18 protein-coding genes and 2 tRNA genes are annotated in these 17118 nt (G+C 63.6%); 8 read left to right on the top strand and 12 right to left on the bottom strand.

Features of this window, described 5'->3' with window-relative positions:
* Positions 1 to 61: 61 nt before the first annotated feature.
* Entirely contained in the window at positions 62 to 304 is a 243-nt protein-coding gene (locus RCH12_RS08085; RefSeq protein WP_103429909.1) for a cell division protein CrgA, read from the top strand.
* A 161-nt stretch (positions 305 to 465) separates the two neighbouring features.
* Here RCH12_RS08085 and RCH12_RS08080 read toward each other — a convergent pair whose 3' ends face one another.
* Positions 466 to 1311 carry a rhomboid family intramembrane serine protease gene (locus RCH12_RS08080; protein ID WP_103429910.1) on the bottom strand — a complete coding sequence of 282 codons (846 nt, stop codon included), beginning with the start codon at positions 1309 to 1311 and terminating at the stop codon, positions 466 to 468.
* A 12-nt stretch (positions 1312 to 1323) separates the two neighbouring features.
* On the bottom strand, positions 1324 to 1863 hold the full coding sequence (locus RCH12_RS08075; RefSeq protein ID WP_088454789.1) for a peptidylprolyl isomerase: 540 nt from the start codon (positions 1861 to 1863) through the stop codon (positions 1324 to 1326).
* A 123-nt stretch (positions 1864 to 1986) separates the two neighbouring features.
* On the opposite strand from RCH12_RS08075, the gene RCH12_RS08070 reads away from it, so the two are divergent.
* Complete coding sequence (locus RCH12_RS08070) at positions 1987 to 2523, top strand: hypothetical protein (RefSeq protein WP_088454788.1); 537 nt, start codon at positions 1987 to 1989, stop codon at positions 2521 to 2523.
* Between the two features lie 244 nt (positions 2524 to 2767).
* Here RCH12_RS08070 and RCH12_RS08065 read toward each other — a convergent pair.
* The 10 genes from RCH12_RS08065 to dnaA form a co-directional block, all read right to left on the bottom strand.
* Positions 2768 to 2840: transfer RNA gene (locus tag RCH12_RS08065), tRNA-Ala, on the bottom strand.
* A gap of 87 nt (positions 2841 to 2927) precedes the next feature.
* A tRNA-Ile gene (locus tag RCH12_RS08060) sits at positions 2928 to 3001 on the bottom strand.
* A gap of 84 nt (positions 3002 to 3085) precedes the next feature.
* Complete coding sequence (locus tag RCH12_RS08055) at positions 3086 to 3493, bottom strand: DUF3566 domain-containing protein (RefSeq protein ID WP_088454787.1); 408 nt, start codon at positions 3491 to 3493, stop codon at positions 3086 to 3088.
* Positions 3486 to 5978, bottom strand: coding sequence for a DNA gyrase subunit A (gene gyrA, locus RCH12_RS08050; RefSeq protein WP_241983703.1), 2493 nt, complete (start codon positions 5976 to 5978; stop codon positions 3486 to 3488). Before gyrA ends, RCH12_RS08055 begins: the two co-directional genes overlap by 8 nt.
* A gap of 82 nt (positions 5979 to 6060) precedes the next feature.
* A complete protein-coding gene (gyrB, locus tag RCH12_RS08045) occupies positions 6061 to 8040 on the bottom strand; it encodes a DNA topoisomerase (ATP-hydrolyzing) subunit B (protein ID WP_327016566.1) in 1980 nt (659 codons plus the stop codon).
* Positions 8041 to 8161: 121 nt separating this feature from the next.
* The gene (locus RCH12_RS08040; protein ID WP_088454785.1) at positions 8162 to 8650 is read right to left on the bottom strand and encodes a DUF721 domain-containing protein; all 489 of its coding nucleotides are present in this window, start codon (positions 8648 to 8650) and stop codon (positions 8162 to 8164) included.
* Positions 8643 to 9836, bottom strand: coding sequence for a DNA replication/repair protein RecF (recF, locus tag RCH12_RS08035; protein WP_327016565.1), 1194 nt, complete (start codon positions 9834 to 9836; stop codon positions 8643 to 8645). Before recF ends, RCH12_RS08040 begins: the two co-directional genes overlap by 8 nt.
* Positions 9837 to 9842: 6 nt before the next feature.
* Positions 9843 to 10730, bottom strand: coding sequence for a phosphogluconate dehydrogenase (NAD(+)-dependent, decarboxylating) (gnd, locus tag RCH12_RS08030; RefSeq protein WP_088454783.1), 888 nt, complete (start codon positions 10728 to 10730; stop codon positions 9843 to 9845).
* A 43-nt stretch (positions 10731 to 10773) separates the two neighbouring features.
* A complete protein-coding gene (gene dnaN, locus RCH12_RS08025; RefSeq protein ID WP_327016564.1) occupies positions 10774 to 11922 on the bottom strand; it encodes a DNA polymerase III subunit beta in 1149 nt (382 codons plus the stop codon).
* A 365-nt stretch (positions 11923 to 12287) separates the two neighbouring features.
* Positions 12288 to 13709: a chromosomal replication initiator protein DnaA gene (gene dnaA / locus RCH12_RS08020; RefSeq protein ID WP_088454781.1), complete on the bottom strand. Its 1422-nt coding sequence runs from the start codon at positions 13707 to 13709 to the stop codon at positions 12288 to 12290.
* 394 nt (positions 13710 to 14103) lie between these two features.
* Between dnaA and rpmH the strand changes: the two genes are divergently transcribed.
* The 6 genes from rpmH to rsmG are packed head-to-tail and all read left to right on the top strand — an operon-like array spanning position 14104 to position 17053.
* Positions 14104 to 14241: a 50S ribosomal protein L34 gene (gene rpmH / locus RCH12_RS08015; protein WP_010204566.1), complete on the top strand. Its 138-nt coding sequence runs from the start codon at positions 14104 to 14106 to the stop codon at positions 14239 to 14241.
* A gap of 8 nt (positions 14242 to 14249) precedes the next feature.
* Positions 14250 to 14591 (top strand): ribonuclease P protein component, encoded by a 342-nt coding sequence (rnpA, locus tag RCH12_RS08010; RefSeq protein ID WP_327016563.1) that lies wholly within the window; start codon positions 14250 to 14252, stop codon positions 14589 to 14591.
* On the top strand, positions 14588 to 14920 hold the full coding sequence (gene yidD / locus RCH12_RS08005; protein WP_327016562.1) for a membrane protein insertion efficiency factor YidD: 333 nt from the start codon (positions 14588 to 14590) through the stop codon (positions 14918 to 14920). The genes rnpA and yidD overlap by 4 nt, the downstream gene beginning before the upstream one ends.
* The gene (gene yidC, locus RCH12_RS08000) at positions 14908 to 15882 is read left to right on the top strand and encodes a membrane protein insertase YidC (protein ID WP_327016561.1); all 975 of its coding nucleotides are present in this window, start codon (positions 14908 to 14910) and stop codon (positions 15880 to 15882) included. The genes yidD and yidC overlap by 13 nt, the downstream gene beginning before the upstream one ends.
* Before the next feature lie 5 nt (positions 15883 to 15887).
* Entirely contained in the window at positions 15888 to 16412 is a 525-nt protein-coding gene (locus RCH12_RS07995; protein WP_103429915.1) for a Jag family protein, read from the top strand.
* Positions 16413 to 16423: 11 nt separating this feature from the next.
* Positions 16424 to 17053, top strand: coding sequence for a 16S rRNA (guanine(527)-N(7))-methyltransferase RsmG (gene rsmG / locus RCH12_RS07990; protein WP_103429916.1), 630 nt, complete (start codon positions 16424 to 16426; stop codon positions 17051 to 17053).
* Positions 17054 to 17118 lie beyond the last annotated feature (65 nt).

Raw genomic sequence — 17118 nt, 5'->3', positions numbered from 1 at the left:
CATGGTGATCCGCCGACAGTTCCGGCAGGCCCGCGCAGGCAGTGACGCTAGAATCGCAGGCATGGCACGCACAAATCCCCGAACCAAGACCGCCCGCCCCGAGGCCCGCGCGGGCGAGGAAGCCCCGAACGCCGTCTGGTTCAAGCCGGTGATGTTCGGTTTCATGCTCATCGGGCTGGCCTGGATCATCGTCTTCTACGTGAGCCAGGGCGCCCTGCCCGTCGCGGCGTTCGGCTCGTGGAACATCCTCGTCGGTTTCGGGATCGCCTTCATCGGCTTCCTGATGACCACCCGCTGGCGCTGAGCCCGGTTGTTCACCACCCGTTCCACGTGAATTAACCACCCGTTCCACGTGAATTAACCACCCGTTCGGGTAGTCAATTACAGCAGTGTAATTATCCCCAATGTGGAAACTCCTGTGGATAACTTTCTCCCGGGGTGTGGATAACCCTGGGGAAACGTGGTCTAGATGAACAGCTTGGTCAGGCTCAACGCCACCAGCAGCGCAGCGAAACCGCCGATCAGGGCGAACTGCAGGGTGCGCTTACTGCGCTGGCGGGTCTGCACGTAGATCAGGCCGATGACGGCACCGCCGATGAGACCACCCACGTGGGCCTGCCAGGCGACGTTGAGCCCGGGCAGGAAGCCGATCACCAGGTTGATCCCCACCAGGATCAGCAGTTGGGTGGCGTTGCCGCCGAGCTTCCGCTGGATGACCAGGAACGCGCCCATCAGGCCGAAGATCGCCCCGGAGGCGCCCACCACGGCCACGCGCGGGTCGGCCAGGAACAGCACACCCAGTGAACCGGCCAGGCCGCTGAGCAGGTAGAGCGTGAGGAATCGGCCGCGTCCGAGCATCCGCTCGAGGATCTGGCCGAAGATCCACAGGGTGTACATGTTCAGGAGCACGTGGAAGAAGAACCCCGTGGAGTGCACCACGATGCTGGTCAGCATCCGCCACGGTTCGAAGGCGACCGGGTAGGAGTACAGGCCGGCGTAGAGCAGCCGGTTGGTGACATCGAGCCCGGGAACGAGCTGCAGCAGGAAAACCACCACAGTCAGGGCGATGATCGAATAGGTGACCACCGGCTCGCCGGCAGCGGTCATGCGGCCGAGCCGGGTGCGGGCGGCCGACTTGGTGCGGGGCGCGCTCTGGCGCTGCTCCCGCATGCACTCGGGGCAGATGACACCGACGGCGGCCTGGGTCTGGCACTCGGGGCAGATGGTGCGTCCGCAGCGCTGACAGAGGATAAAACTCTGCCTGCCCGGATGCCGGTAACAGAAGTTGGCGGCGGTTCCGGGCAGGCTCATGAGCTGGTGGTCCTAGACCTGCTCGACGGTGATGCTCTCGATGACGACGTCGGTGAGCGGACGGTCGCGGCCATCGGTCGGAACGGCAGCAAGCTGCTCGACGATCGCACGGGACGCCTCGTCCTCGACGGCGCCGAAGATGCTGTGCTTGCCCTGCAGCCAGGTGGTGGGCACGACGGTGATGAAGAACTGCGAACCGTTGGTGCCCCGGCCGCCCTGGATGCCGGCGTTGGCCATGGCGAGGACGTACGGCTGGGTGAAGTCGAGTTCGGGGTTGATCTCGTCGTCGAACTGGAAGCCGGGTCCGCCGGTGCCCTGGCCCAGCGGGTCGCCGGCCTGGATCATGAAGTCCTTGATGATGCGGTGGAAGACGGTGCCGTTGTACAGCGGGTCGTTGGAGGTCTTTCCCGTGGCCGGGTGCTTCCACTCGATTTCGCCGGTGGCGAGGCCGACGAAGTTCTTGACGGTCTTCGGAGCGTGGTTCCCGAAGAGGTTGACCTTGATGGGTCCGAGGGTGGTATTGAGCGTGGCGACGGCAGTGTGCTTAGACATAGGGACAATTCTTGCACAGCAGCTTTATCCGAATCCGTATGCCGGTCAGGCATTCAGAGCGCTCACAGGGTATTCAGTGGCAAGATGGGCAGTGTTCACCACAAGAAACGATGGAGGGTCCAGATGAGCCTGTCACGCAAGCGCCGAAAGGAACTCACTCGTCTGCGCAAGAGCGCGGACGAACTGTGGAGTAATCAGCAGGAAGTTCTCGACCGCGCCAACGAGATTGCACGTGAAGCCGGCCGTCAGGCTGGTGTGCTCACTCGTGAAGAAGTTGTACCCCGCGTTCGCCAGGGATACGAGCACTACCTGCTCCCCGGCGTGCACGCTACCCAAGATTTTGCCGGTGGCGTTCGCCACCAGGTCACTGACAAGGTTCTGCCGGGGATCGGAACCGCACTGGGCACTGTCATGTCGGTGGGGGATATCGCCAAGGACGCGCGTATCGCCGCTCTCAACCGGGTTCGCTTCCAGAAGCCCGTCGTGATTGAGAAGCAGGGTCTGGGCGCGGGCACGTACATCGCCATCGGAGTCGGCATCGCCGCCGCCGCCGGGGTTGCCTACGCGATTTGGCAGACCTTCCGTGCCGACGACGAGTTGTGGGTCTCCGAAGACGAGTCGCTGCTTGACTCGCCGATCGAGAAGTCCTCGGACATCTAGCTCCCGCACTGTGCAGAAGAAGGGCCCCCGTCATCCGACGGGGGCCCTTTTCTGTGCTCTTTCGCCCGACCATACCTTCAACGGCGCTGAGTGCTGGTGTGAGCGGACGCGCAAGCCCACATGGACACGGGAGGCCCGGGCGCGACCTGCGATGTACAGAGGCCCGCTGAAGCCCACTGGGGGACAGGGAAGGGGACAATGAGAAAACCCCCGGCCGGCAGTGCCGACTGGGGGTTTTCTTCTGTGGAGCCACGGGGAATCGAACCCCGGACCTCCTGCTTGCAAAGCAGGCGCTCTACCAATTGAGCTATGGCCCCGAACCGGATCTTCACGGGTGAGGATCTGGCGGAGATGTAAGGCTATGAAGTAAACGGTGTGTGCATACACGGTGTCTACGTACTGCGTGGGGATACCGGGATTTGAACCTGGGACCTCTTCGTTATCAGCGAAGCGCTCTAACCAACTGAGCTATATCCCCCCATTGGGCAGGTTTCAGACTAACGGAAACTGGCGAAAAGTCCCAATCGAGGCCGCAAGCGACCATCGATTGGGCACACATCCATCAGTTGTTGGTGAATCCGACGAGCAGGCCTCCGGTGACCTTGACGCTCAGGTTGTACAGCACGGCGAAGATTGCGCCCAGCGCGGTGACGACGACGGTGTTGATGACGGCGACGACCACGGCGAAGCCCATCACGTTGCCGATCGACAGGATCGTCGTGAGCTCAGACGCGCTCCCGGCGATATCCGTGTACAGGGCGTCGATCTGGGTGAAGATGCCGGTTCCGTTGAGCACCGTGAAGGTGAGGAACGTGGCGACGATGGTCACCACGGCCAGGCACACGGCGATCAGGAAGGACAGCTTGACGGCCGACCAGAAGTCGATGTAAACGAGCTTCAGACGTACCTGCTTGGACGACATTGCACCCCGACTCGACTTTTTGGCCAGTTTCTCGGCAACACTACTCATCTGCTGATTCTACTTTCCCCGAATCAATCTCGGTGGCCGCCTCGATTTCGAGGGCGACCAGATTGCGTTCGGTGTTCTTCGCGATGGCGATGATTCGATCTTCGGTCGCGAACTTTGCAAAAACGACGCCCATGGTATCCCGGCCCTTGGCCGGCACTTCGGCGACGTCAGAGCGTACCACCTTGCCGCTGGCAAGGACCACAAGGACCTCGTCCTCCTCGTCGACGATGAGAGAACCGACCAGATCGCCGCGGTCATCGTTCAACTTGGCCACCTTGATGCCCAGTCCGCCGCGGTTCTGCAGGCGGTACTGGTCGGCGGCGGTGCGCTTGGCATAGCCGCCCTCCGTGACGACGAACACAAACCCGTCGTCGGAGACCACGGACGCGTCCAGCAGGGTGTCCTGGCCACGGAAGTGCATACCGATCACGCCTGAGGTGCTGCGGCCCATCGGGCGCAACGCCTCGTCGGAGGCGGTGAACCGGATGGACATGCCCTTTTTCGACACCAGCAGCAGATCGGAATCCTCGTCGACGAGCAGCGCGGAGACGAGTTCGTCGCCCTCGCGCAGCTTGATCGCGATGATGCCGCCGGTGCGGTTGGTGTCGTACTCGCTCAGCGCGGTCTTCTTGATCAGGCCGTCACGGGTGGCCAGGGTGAGGTACTGGGCCACGCCGTAGTCCCGAATGTCCAGGATCTGGGCGATCTCCTCGCCCGGCTGCAGCGCGAGCAGGTTGGCCACGTGCTGGCCCTTGGCGTCCCGACCGGATTCCTGAGCTTCATAGGCCTTGGCCCGGTAAACCCGGCCGGTGTTCGTGAAGAACAACAGCCAGTGGTGGGTCGTGGTGACGAAGAAGTGCTCGACCACGTCGTCGGCGCGCAGCTGGGCGCCCTTGACGCCCTTGCCGCCGCGGTGCTGGTTGCGGTAGTTGTCGCTGCGGGTGCGCTTGATGTAGCCGCCGCGGGTGACGGTGACCACCATCTCCTCTTCGGGGATGAGGTCCTCGACCGACATGTCGCCGTCGAAGCCGAACATGATCTCGGTGCGACGGTCGTCACCGAACTTGTCGGTGATCTCACCGAGCTCGGTGCTCACGATGGTGCGCTGACGCTCGGGGCTGGCCAGGATCGACTTGAACTCGACGATCTGCAGTTCGAGTTCGGCGGCCTGGTCGATGATCTTCTGTCGCTCGAGAGCGGCGAGGCGGCGCAGCTGCATCGTCAGGATGGCGTCGGCCTGGAGCCTGTCGACCGTCAACAGGTCCATCAGGCCCTCACGGGCGTCGTCCACGGTGGGGGAGCGGCGGATCAGGGCGATGACCTCGTCGAGAGCGTCGAGCGCCTTGAGGTAGCCGCGCAGGATGTGCGCATCCGCCTCGGCCTTGTTCAACCGGAACTGGGTACGGCGCACGATGACGTCGATCTGGTGCGACACCCAGGCGGTGATGAAGCCGTCCAGGGCCAGGGTGCGCGGGATGCCGTCGACGATCGCGAGCATGTTCGCGCCGAAGTTCTCCTGCAGCGGGGTGTGCTTGTAGAGGTTGTTCAGCACCACCTTGGCCACAGCGTCGCGCTTGAGCACGATGACGAGGCGCTGACCGGTACGGCCGCTGGTCTCGTCGCGGATGTCGGCGATGCCGGTGATCTTGGCGTCCTTGACCAGGTCGGCGATCTTGATGGCCAGGTTGTCCGGGTTCACCTGGTACGGCAGTTCGGTGATCACCAGGCAGGTGCGACCCTGCAGTTCCTCGATGCTCACCACGGCGCGCATCGTGATCGAGCCACGGCCGGTGCGGTAGGCGTCCTGGATGCCCTTGATGCCCAGGATCTGCGCGCCGGTGGGGAAGTCAGGGCCCTTGATGCGCTGGATCAGCGCTTCGAGCAGCTCTTCGCGGCTGGCATCGGGGTTTTCGAGGTACCACAGGGCGCCGGCGGCGACCTCGCGCAGGTTGTGCGGCGGGATGTTGGTGGCCATACCGACGGCGATGCCGACGGAGCCGTTCACCAGCAGGTTGGGGAAGCGGGCGGGCAGCACCGTGGGCTCGAGGGTCCGGCCGTCGTAGTTGTCCTGGAAGTCGACGGTGTCTTCGTCGATGTCGCGGACCATTTCGAGGGCCAGCGGAGCCATCTTGGTTTCGGTGTATCGCGGGGCGGCGGCGCCGTCGTTGCCGGGGGAGCCGAAGTTACCCTGGCCGAGGGCCAGCGGGTACCGCAGGCTCCACGGCTGCACCAGGCGCACCAGGGCGTCGTAGATCGAGGAGTCACCGTGCGGGTGGAACTGGCCCATCACGTCGCCGACGACGCGGGCGCACTTGGAGAACGCCTTGTCGGGGCGGTAGCCGCCGTCGTACATGGCGTAGATCACGCGGCGGTGCACGGGCTTCATGCCGTCACGCACGTCCGGCAGCGCGCGCCCGACGATGACGCTCATGGCGTAGTCGAGGTAGGAGCGCTGCATTTCCAGCTGCAGGTCGACCTGGTCGATCTTGCCGTGCTGGGTGAGGTGCGCGGCAGCTGCCGCGACGCTGGCCGCGTCGGGGGCTTCCGGCGTGGTGCCTGTGGTGTCGTCAGATGTCAAGGAAACGCACGTCCTTCGCGTTCTTCTGGATGAAGTTGCGTCGGGATTCGACGTCTTCGCCCATCAGGGTGGAGAAAATCTCGTCGGCGGCTGCCGCGTCGTCCAGGGTCACCTGGAGCAGGGTGCGGGACTCGGGAGCCATCGTGGTTTCCCACAGCTCCTTGTAGTCCATCTCACCCAGGCCCTTGTAGCGCTGGATGCCGTTGTCCTTGGGGATCCGCTTGCCGGCGGCCGCGCCGTCGGCGAGCAGGGCGTCCCGCTCCGCATCCGAGTACACGTACTCGTGGGCAGAGTTGGACCACTTGAGTCGGTACAGCGGCGGCTGCGCGAGGTACACGTAGCCGAGGTCGATCAGCGGTCGCATGTACCTGAAGAGCAGGGTGAGCAGCAGGGTGGTGATGTGCTGGCCGTCGACATCGGCATCGGCCATCAGCACGATCTTGTGGTAGCGCACCTTGTCCTGGTTGAAGTCTTCACCGATGCCGGCGCCGAACGCCGTGATCATCGCCTGTACTTCGGCGTTGCCGAGGGCACGGTCCAGGCGCGCCTTCTCCACGTTGAGGATCTTGCCGCGCAGCGGCAGGATCGCCTGGGTCTCCGGGTTGCGGCCCTGCACGGCGGAGCCGCCGGCCGAGTCGCCCTCCACGATGAAGATCTCTGAGGCGGCGGGGTCCTTGCTCTGGCAGTCCTTGAGCTTGCCCGGCATGCCGCCACCCTCGAGCAGGCCCTTGCGTCGGGCGGTCTCGCGGGCCTTGCGGGCGGCCATCCGAGCGGTCGCAGCCTGCAGCGACTTGCGGATGATCTCGCGGGCCTGAACCGGGTTGCGGTTGAACCAGTCGGAAAGCTGGTCGCCGACGACCCGCTGCACGAATGCCTTGGCCTCGGTGTTGCCCAGTTTGGTCTTGGTCTGGCCCTCGAACTGCGGTTCGGCGAGCTTGATCGAGACGACCGCGGTGAGGCCTTCGCGCACATCGTCGCCGGAGAGGTTGTCGTCCTTCTCCTTCAGGATGCCTTTTTCCCGCGCGTACTTGTTCACCAGGGTGGTCAGCGCCGCGCGGAAGCCCTCTTCGTGGGTACCGCCCTCGTGGGTGTTGATGGTGTTCGCGTAGGTGTGCACGCTCTCGGTGTACGCGGTGGTCCACTGCATGGCCACTTCGAGCGCGATCTTCTTCTCGGTGTCCTCGAACTCGAAGGAGATGATCTCCTCGTTGACCAGTTCGGCCTTCTTGGCCCGGTTGAGGTAGGCCACGTAGTCCATCAGGCCCTGCTCGTACATGAAGCTGTTGCGCAGCGGCTTGTCCTCGGTGTCCAGGCTGTCCGCACGCTCATCGGTGAGCGTGAGGCGCAGGCCCTTGTTGAGGAACGCCATCTGCTGGAAGCGCGCGCGCAGGGTTTCGTAGTCGAAGACCGTCGTCTCGAAGGTCTCCGCGCTCGGCCAGAAGGTGATCGTGGTCCCGGTCTCGTCGGAGACCTCGTCCTGGTGCAGTGACTCGTTGGGCACACCGTTGTGGAAGCTCTGGCGCCACACATGGCCCTGCCGGCGCACCTCGACCTCGAGGCGGCTGGAGAGAGCGTTGACCACCGAGCTGCCGACGCCGTGGAGTCCTCCGGAGACCGCGTAACCGCCGCCGCCGAACTTTCCACCGGCGTGCAGCACGGTCAGGACGACCTCGACGGTGGACTTGCCTTCCGCCTTGTGGATATCGACAGGGATACCTCGACCGTTGTCCTGCACGCGCACGGCGCCGTCGGGAAGGATACGGATGTCAATGGTGTCGCAATAGCCGGCCAGGGCCTCGTCGACGGAGTTGTCGACGATCTCGTAGACCAGGTGGTGCAAACCGCGTGGACCGGTTGAACCGATGTACATTCCGGGTCGTTTGCGAACAGCTTCGAGGCCTTCGAGAACCTGGATGTCCTCTGCGCCGTAAGCGTGCTGCTCCGGCTCAGTTTTCGGTTCAATTGTCATGTGAAATTGGGCTCCTGACCGTCGCACAGGCGACCCCTCAGCCTACCAAACAGCCCAAGCCCCAACGGCCAAAACCGCCGTTTGACGCGTTTTATTCGTAAGGGTGACCTGTTTTGGCTACCTAGCCATAGGTATCGCGTGGACCACGCCCTGGGATTGATCTGGGACCCTTTTTCCAGGAGGGGGCGTTGGGTCCTTGAAAACGAATTGCGGCGATGCCGGCATCCGGGAACTTCTGCATGATCTGAGTCATGATTTCCACGCGCATCATGCGCAGCTGGGTCGCCCACGCCGTCGACTCGCAGTGCACGGTCAGGATGCCCTCGTCGATGCCGGCCGGGGTGGAGTGTTTCGCGGTTTCCTCACCGGCGAGTTCGATCCAGGAGCCGAGCAGGTCCGACTGGGCCATCGGTGAATTCCAGCCCAGCTGGGCGGTGAGCGAATTTATGGTTTCGCCCAGTCCCCGCGGGTCCCGGCCGGCGCCGAACGGCACGCTGGACCCGATTTGAGGGCTGGCCTTGCGCCTGGCGCGGGTTCGCTTCGCGTTCGGGTCGCCGAAGACATCCTTGAACCGGAGGTAGACCTTGGCGGCTTCACTGTGTTCAGCCACGGTCCGTCCCGCTCTCGGCCTCTGGCGCAGCGACCACGGCGCCGGCGTGGATGTGGATGGCGTGGGCAGCGAGCACGGCAGGGACGTCTTCGTAGACGGCGGCGGTGATGAGCACCTGTTCGTACCCGGTGACGGCTTCGGCGAGGCGCCGGCGGCGAGATTGGTCGAGCTCGGCGAACACATCGTCGAGGATCAGCACCGGGTCACCACTGGAGGAATCTCGTCGGAGCAGCTCCGCCGACGCGAGTTTGAGCGCAAGCGCGAAGGACCAGGATTCGCCGTGGCTGGCATAGCCCTTGGCCGGCAGATTGTTGAGTTCGAAGACCAGATCGTCACGGTGCGGTCCGGCCAGGGTCATTCCGCGGTCCAGTTCCTTGCGCCGCAGGCCGGCCAGCGCGGTGCGGAAGGTGTCTGCGGTCGCGGAACCGGCGCTTGCACTCGGCGAAGCTGCGGCGGGGGAGGCGGTCTCGTCGGCTTCCTCATCGGCGCCGAGAATACTCAGCGATGCGACCAGGTTCGGTCCGTGATCCGCGCCGGCCACCGATTTGTACGCCTTCTGCAGCGGCGGCATCAGCTCAGCCACCAGATCCGCGCGGGCATCGATGATTTCGGAGCCCAGTGCCACCAGCCGTTCGTCCCAAATGTCGAGAGTGCCCAGCTGGGTGGTCTTCAAACCGGAAGCCCTGGCGGACTTGAGTAAGGTATTGCGCTGTTTCAGCACCCGGTCATAGTCGGCAAGCACCCCGGAGAGCCGGGGGCTCCGCAACACCAGCAGCTGGTCGAGGAATCGTCGGCGACCGGACGGGTCGCCGCGCACCAGGGCCAGGTCTTCCGGTGCGAACAGCACGCTGGAGAAATAGCGGGGAAGTTCGCGGGTCTTGATGACCGACCGGTTGATCTGGGCCCGGTTGAGTCCGGACCGGTTGATCTGCACCTCGGCGAGGATGTCCCTGCCGTTGTACTCGAGGCGGGCGCGGATGATCGCGGACTCCGCGCCGGAGCGCACCATCGCCCCGGTCTGGGACACCCGGTGCGAACTCAGGGTGCTGAGGAATCCGAGCGCCTCGACCAGATTGGTCTTGCCCTGGCCGTTCCGGCCGACGATCAGGTTGGGTCCGGGGCCGAACGGGACTTCGGCTTGCGCATAGTTGCGGAAGTCAGTGAGGGAGAGGTGTGTGACCCGCACTCGGGATCAGTCTGCCTTCTTTATGGCATGCCCACCGAACTGGTTGCGCAGCGCGGCCACGGCCTTCATAGCCGGGGAATCGTCCTGGCGGGAGGCGAACCGGGCGAAGATCGACGCGCTGATCGCGGGCACCGGAACGGCATTGTTGATGGCTTCTTCGATGGTCCAGCGTCCCTCGCCGGAGTCTTCGACGTAGCCTTCGATGTCGCCCAGCTGCGGGTCGTCCTTGAGGGCACGCACCAGGAGTTCGAGCAGCCAGGACCGCACGACAGTGCCGCGCTGCCAGGCCGTGAAAATGCCGGGCACATCCTGGATGAGGTCGTCGCGCTTCTCCAGCAGCTCGTAGCCCTCCGCATAGGCCTGCATCAGCGCGTATTCGATGCCGTTGTGCACCATTTTGGCGTAGTGACCGGCGCCGACCTTGCCGGCGTGCACGAACCCTTCTTCGCGCGGGCCCTCCGGACGCAGCGCGTCGAAGACCGGCATGGCCGTTTCCACATCGGCGGCGGAACCGCCGACCATGAGGCCGAATCCGTTGGTGAGACCCCAGACCCCACCGGAAACACCGGCGTCGACGTAGTGGATCCCGTTTTCGGCGAGCAGCGCTTCGTGAGTGAAGTCGTCGGTGAACCTGGAGTTGCCGCCGTCGATGACCAGGTCGCCGGGGGAGAGCTTCGTGGCGAGGTCCGCGATCACCGCGGTGGTGATGGCTCCGGCCGGAACCATGACCCAGACCAGCCGGGGAGACGGGATCGCCTCGACCAACTCGGCGGTGCCGGCGACGTCGGAAACCTCGGGATTACGGTCGTAGCCGGTGACGGTCAGACCGGCGGCGCGCAGGCGGTCGCGCATGTTGGCGCCCATTTTGCCCAGGCCGACGATTCCGATGTGCATGGCAGTCCTTCGTGGTTCGCGTCGTGCTGGTGAGGCCGGCGGCTTAGCGCAGGAGCAGGTTGGGCTGCAGCAGGTACCGGTAGCTGTCGGCGCCCGGCTGTTCGCGCGACGTCTGGCTCGTGATGAGCACGGGACCCGGCTTGTTGGGGTTCTCGGTCTTGGTGAACGAGATCCGCACGAACTCGGAGTGCACGGCGCCGAGGCCGTCCAGCAGGAACTGCGGCTTGAGCGAGACGACGGTGTCGCCGCCGGCGAGGATCGCGTCGATGGTCTCAGAAGCCTGGGCCTGTTCCGAGCCGATGGCCTCGAGGGTGAGGCCGTCGGCCGTGAAGCTGAACCGCAGGGCGGCCTCCCGCTCCAGGACCAGCTGCACGCGGCGGGTGGCCTCGATCAGTTCGGCGGTGTTCATCACGGCGTAGTTGTCAACGTTGTCCGGGAACAGGCGACGCACCGGCGGGTAGTTGCCCTTGATCAGCAGCGACGTGACGGTCTTCTTGTCGGCGGTGAACGCGATCAGTTCGCGGTCGTCGGTGTTGGTGATGGCCACCGAGATCGTGCCGCTGTGGCCGAAGGTCTTACCGACCTCCTGCAGGGTCCGGGCCGGGACCAGGGCCGTGATCGGTTCCTGGGCCTGGTTGGCTCCCGGGTCCCAGTCGATCTCGCGAACGGCGACACGGTACCGGTCGGTGGCGACGAGGCTGATGCTGTTCTCGGTGATCTGCAGCTGCACGCCGGTGATCACCGCGGTGACGTCATCGCGGGATGCGGCGACAGCGACCTGCGAGACTGCCGCGGCGAATTCCTCGGCGGGTACCAGGCCGGATTGGGCGCTGACCTGGGGAATACTTGGATATTCCTCTACCGGCATAGACAGCAGGGTGAAGTTCGCGGTACCGCAGCTCACGGTGATCCGGGACTCGTTGGTGGAAAACCGTACCGGAGCGTTCGGCATCCGGCTGGCGATTTCGGCCAGAAGGCGTCCAGAGACGAGCACCTTGCCGGTCTCTTCGACGTCGGCGGCGATCTCGGTCTGGGCCGACACTTCGTAGTCGAACGAGGACAGGATCAGGCCGGTCTCTGTCGCTTCGATGAGGACGCCGCTCAAAATGGGCAGGGTGGTGCGTTGGGGAAGGAGCTTGACAGCGAAAGATACGGCTTCGCTGAAGACATCCCGATTGGCCTGAAATCTCACGAAGTCACTCCTGTCGGTGGAGACCTGGATACGGCCTCAATGCTAGTCGGGTTTATCCGCTGCCCATTTCTTGTGAGCCTCGGCGAGTAAAGGTTGTTGGACCTGGAGCTAATGAAGTTAATCGTTAATCTTCTTAACCGCTGTGGAAACTGTGGATAACTCGGTGGATAGCGCTCAGCGACTGGGAACTACAAACTTGTAACTTGTGGACGCCCTGTGAGCGGTAAGCCCAATGAATGACACGAACTTGTTTCTGTAATTCGGAGTTTTCACAAGCGAGCCGTGCGTTTCTACAGATTGTGCCAAGTTGTGCGGGCAGTTTCCACAGGGTTATCCACAGGTACGAAACACAAAAAAATTTTCTCTTACTTGTAGCGGTGATCCTGCTTGATGCGGTTTGTCAGTTCCGTCACCTGGTTGTAGATGGATCGGCGTTCCTTCATGAGCTCGCTGATCTTCTTGTTCGCGTACATCACCGTGGTGTGGTCGCGGTTGCCGAACAGCTGGCCGATCTTGGGGAGCGAGAGGTTCGTCAGTTCCCGGCACAGGTACATCGCGATCTGTCGTGCGGTGGCCACAGCCTGCGAACGGGACGAGCCGTACAGGTCGTCGACGGTGAGCTTGAAGTAGTCCGCGGTGTTGGTGATGATGTCCACCGGAGCGATCACGTTGTCCTCGTCGAGGGTGATCACGTCCTTCAACACCGTCTGCACGAGATTCATGTCCACCGGGGTGCGGTTCAGGCTCGCGAACGCCGTGACCCGGATCAGGGTGCCCTCGAGTTCGCGGATGTTCGACGACACCTTCGACGCCATGAACTCGAGAATGTCGTGCGGAACCTGCAGCTTCTCGCTCTGCGCCTTCTTGCGGAGGATCGCGATGCGGGTCTCCAGGTCAGGTGCCTGGACATCCGTGATCAGGCCCCATTCGAAGCGCGATCGCATGCGGTCTTCAAACCCGGTGAGGGCCTTCGGAGGCAGGTCGCTGGTGATGACGACCTGTTTGTTGTGATCGTGCAGGGTGTTGAAGGTGTGGAAGAACGCTTCCTGGGTCTCCGCCTTGCCCTGCAGGAACTGGATGTCGTCGATCATCAGGATGTCGATGTTGCGGTACCGGTTCTGGAAGGCGGAGCCGCGGTTGTTGGCAATCGAGTTGATGAAGTCGTTGGTGAATTCCTCGCTACTGACGTAGCGCACACGGATGCCCGGATACAGGCTCATGGCGTAGTGGCCGATGGCGTGCAGCAGGTGGGTCTTGCCCAGGCCGGAGGAACCGTAGATGAAGAGCGGGTTGTAGGCCTTGGCGGGGGCCTCGGCCACGGCGACGGCCGCGGCATGTGCGAACCGGTTGGACTGTCCGATGACGAAGTTGTCGAAGCTGTACTTGGAGTTCAGCCGGGTGTCGTGGGGGCGCTCAGGGGGAGTGCTTTCGAAAACCGACTGCGGCGTGGCCGGCGTCTCGATGTCGGGCTGACGTTCGATGGGTTCCTGAACCGGGCGCAGGGACTCCTGCTCGAGCTCGGGATTGACCACGACGTAGAACGTGGTGACCGCGACCGATTCGCTGAGCTGGCCCATGGCCGTGAGGAGGGGGACCCGCATGCGCACATTGAGCATGCTCGCGGTGAACTCGTTCGGGACTTCCAGGTAGAAGGTGCCGGCCGCGATGCCCTTGGGCTCGACCAGGTTCAGGAAGCCGTACAGCATCGGAGTGACCGTGTCGTCCGACTCCAGAATGGTCAGAACTGACCGCCATGTCTCGCTGATGGGCTGTTCCCCGTCTGGCATGGTTTCCCACAATCTTCATCTGTACGTTTGCCGCCCTGAGAAATCCTTCGCGGGTGGACACAGAATGTCCCATCGGGCGATTCATCCACAACGTTATCCACCGCCTGTGGGCAAATAACGACTGGATTCTCAGGGTTTACCCACAACCTGTGGATAACTTGTCCTCACGGTAGTCAATGACCGGCGGTCAGGCCAAATTAGCTTGAAGATTGCCAGCGTGTCTGTACCGGAAATGGGAATTCAATGGGCAGAATCGAACGTTTGGGCGTCGTCAGTTTGACCACGGGCGAGCGAAGCCGTAGTTTTAATCAGTTGACCCCAGCCCGTGGGCTACCTCACTCTTTCCCGGCCGCTCGTTTTGGCCTGCGGAGATCCAATACGTGGAGATTGAACAATGAGCAAGAGAACGTTCCAGCCGAACAACCGTCGTCGCGCGAAGGTGCACGGTTTCCGTCTTCGTATGCGCACCCGCGCCGGACGCGCCATCCTCGGTGCTCGTCGTCGCAAGGGTCGCACCGAACTCTCCGCGTAAGACCTCCCGTGCTCGCTCACGCCAATCGCATCACGAGCGGGAGCGACTATAAGGCTGTCGTTCGACGAGGTGTGCGGGTCGTCGGCCCGCACACTGTGGCGTACCTCCGCCGCAACCCAGAACCCACCCCGGTGCGGTTCGGGTTCATCGTCGCCAAGAACGTGGGCGGCGCGGTGGTTCGAAACCGCGTGCGTCGTCGTCTGAAAGCGGCAAGCTTCGATCTCCTTCCTGGCGTTCCCGCCGGGACGGAGATCGTTTTTCGCGCATTGCCCACTTCTGTGCACGCCAGCTGGCCCGATCTTGTGGCCGAGCTGTCGAACGCACTGGTCAAGGGGCAGCGCGCGAGATGAACAGGGTGATACTCACGTTGGTATTGCTGCCCCGAAATCTCGGGGTGGCCCTCCTGCGGGTCTATCGCGCAGTAATCTCACCGTTGTACGGCGATGTTTGCCGGTACTACCCCTCGTGTTCGGCGTACGCCCTCGGCGCCGTCCAAGAATATGGCCTGATCGGCGGCTCTTTCTTCGCCGCACGCCGGGTCTTGCGTTGTCATCCTTGGGCTGAGGGCGGAATCGATGATGTTCCCCTGAAACGACACCGTCGCTACACCGTGACGTCGTTTGGATTTGTAGTTCCTTTAGCCACGGAAAGGGCTGACCCGCACGTATGGACCTCATAGGTACTATCCTCTGGCCGCTGAAGTGGGCCGTTGAGCTTCTGCTCGTCGCCTTCCACTGGTTGTTCTCCAACCTCGGCATGGGCTACAACGACGGCATCACCTGGGTGCTGTCCATCGTCGGCCTCGTCCTCGTGGTGCGAGCTGCGTTGATCCCGATCTTCGTGAAGCAGATCAAGAGCCAGCGCAAGATGCTCGAGGTCGCGCCGCAGCTGAAGAAGATCCAGGACAAGTACAAGGGCAAGAAGGACCAGTTCTCCCGCGAGGCCATGTCCCGCGAGACCATGGAGCTGTACAAGCGCACCGGGACCAACCCGCTCGCCTCGTGCCTGCCCCTGCTCCTGCAGATGCCGATCTTCTTCGCCCTGTTCTCGGTGCTCAACGACGCCCAGCGCTCCAACGCCGGCGTCGGCCCCCTCAACCAGGCCCTGGCGACCAGCTTCGGCAATGCCAACCTGTTCGGCGTTGCGCCGCTGCACGACACGTTCGCCCAGCAGTGGACGCTGTGGACCTCCGGAGCGGACTTCAACCTCTCCGTCATGATCATCGCGGCCACGATGGTCGTGCTGATGACCGCGTCGCAGTTCATCACCCAGCTGCAGATCGTCTCCAAGAACATGTCGCCGGAGACCAAGGCCAGCCCGATGTTCAAGCAGCAGAAGATCATGCTGTACCTGCTGCCCCTGGTCTTCGCCTTCTCCGGTGTGGCCTTCCCGCTCGGCGTGATGTTCTACTGGCTCACCTCGAACATCTGGACCATGGCCCAGCAGTTCCTCGTCATCCGCAACATGCCCACACCGGGCAGTGAGGCCGCCAAGGCCCGCGAAGAGCGGCTCGCCCGCAAGGGCAAGCTCATCGCAACCGACGGAGACGTCATCGCTGTCGACGAGCCCAAGAAGCCGGCCCAGCGCCAGCAGCCCGTTGGCAAGAACCGTGCCAAGAAGCAGACCGGCCCCAAGAAGTAAGAGGGATGGACATCGTGACTGAGAACACTGACGTGATCAACGCGGATACCGCGTCCGACGCCGCGCCCACCATCGGCCAGCTGGAGCAGGAAGGCGACATCGCAGCGGACTACATCGAAGAGTTCCTGGACATCTGCGACCTGGACGGTGACATCGACATCGATGCCCGGAACGGACGGGCCTACCTGTCGGTGAATTCGGTTGACCCGCAGAACCTGCGCCTGCTGTCCAAGCCCGACACGGTGAACGCCCTGCAGGAGCTCACGCGACTGGCCGTGCAGAACAAGACCGGGTCGTTCTCGAGGCTGATCCTCGACATCGGTGGATCCCGCGAGGCCCGCGAGGCCGAGCTGACCGACCTCGTCGGCCACGCCATCGAGCGCATCGAAGGCGGCGCAACGGAGGCTTCCCTCCCCCCGATGTCGTCCTACGAGCGCAAGCTCGTGCACGACATCGTTTCGGAGCGCGGATACGTCTCCGAGTCCCTGGGTGAAGGTCGCGACCGTCACACCGTCATCACGGCAGCGTAGCCGCACCGAGTATGACTGAGACCCTCGAGGCCGAGCCCGCCGTTGCTGCTGGACTCTTCGGTGACCGCATCGAGGTTGCTCGGGAGTTCACCAAGCACCTTGCCGAGCAGGGGGAGGAGCTCGGCCTGATCGGCCCGCTCGAACTTCCCCGCTTGTGGAGCCGGCACATCCTGAACTGCGTCGTGGTTGCACCACTTCTGAAGCCCGGGCTGGTCGGCGACGTGGGATCGGGTGCCGGGTTACCGGGTCTGGTGCTGGCGATCGCGCGGCCCGATGTCTCGTTTGTGCTCATCGAGCCGATGGAACGCCGAGTGGCGTGGCTGACCGGCCAGATCGCCGCGCTCGGCCTTACCAACGCCCGGGTACTGCGGGCCCGCGCGGAAGATATCCGGCTGGATACGCCCCTGGATCAGGTCACCGCGCGCGCCGTGAGCGCGTTCAAGACCCTGATTCCCCTCACGGCGCCGCTGCTGCGTCCGGGCGGTGAACTCGTGCTGATGAAGGGCGCGGGTGCCGCGGGGGAGATCGCCAACGCCGCCAAGCCGATCAAGAAGTTCCGCCTGCGCGATGTTGAGGTCCTCACCCTCGGCGAGGGTGTGCTGGAGGACGTCACTCGGGTCATTAAGGCTACAGTGGACTAGTCCCCGGCAACATCCGCGCAGCATGGGCGGAGAACTCCGGGGCACCCTTTCGGGTGGCTCATCAA

Origin of the sequence: Cryobacterium sp. MP_3.1 (assembly GCF_035984795.1) — a bacterium.
Classification (GTDB): domain Bacteria; phylum Actinomycetota; class Actinomycetes; order Actinomycetales; family Microbacteriaceae; genus Cryobacterium; species Cryobacterium zongtaii.
This window is presented reverse-complemented; position numbering and strand designations above follow the sequence as displayed.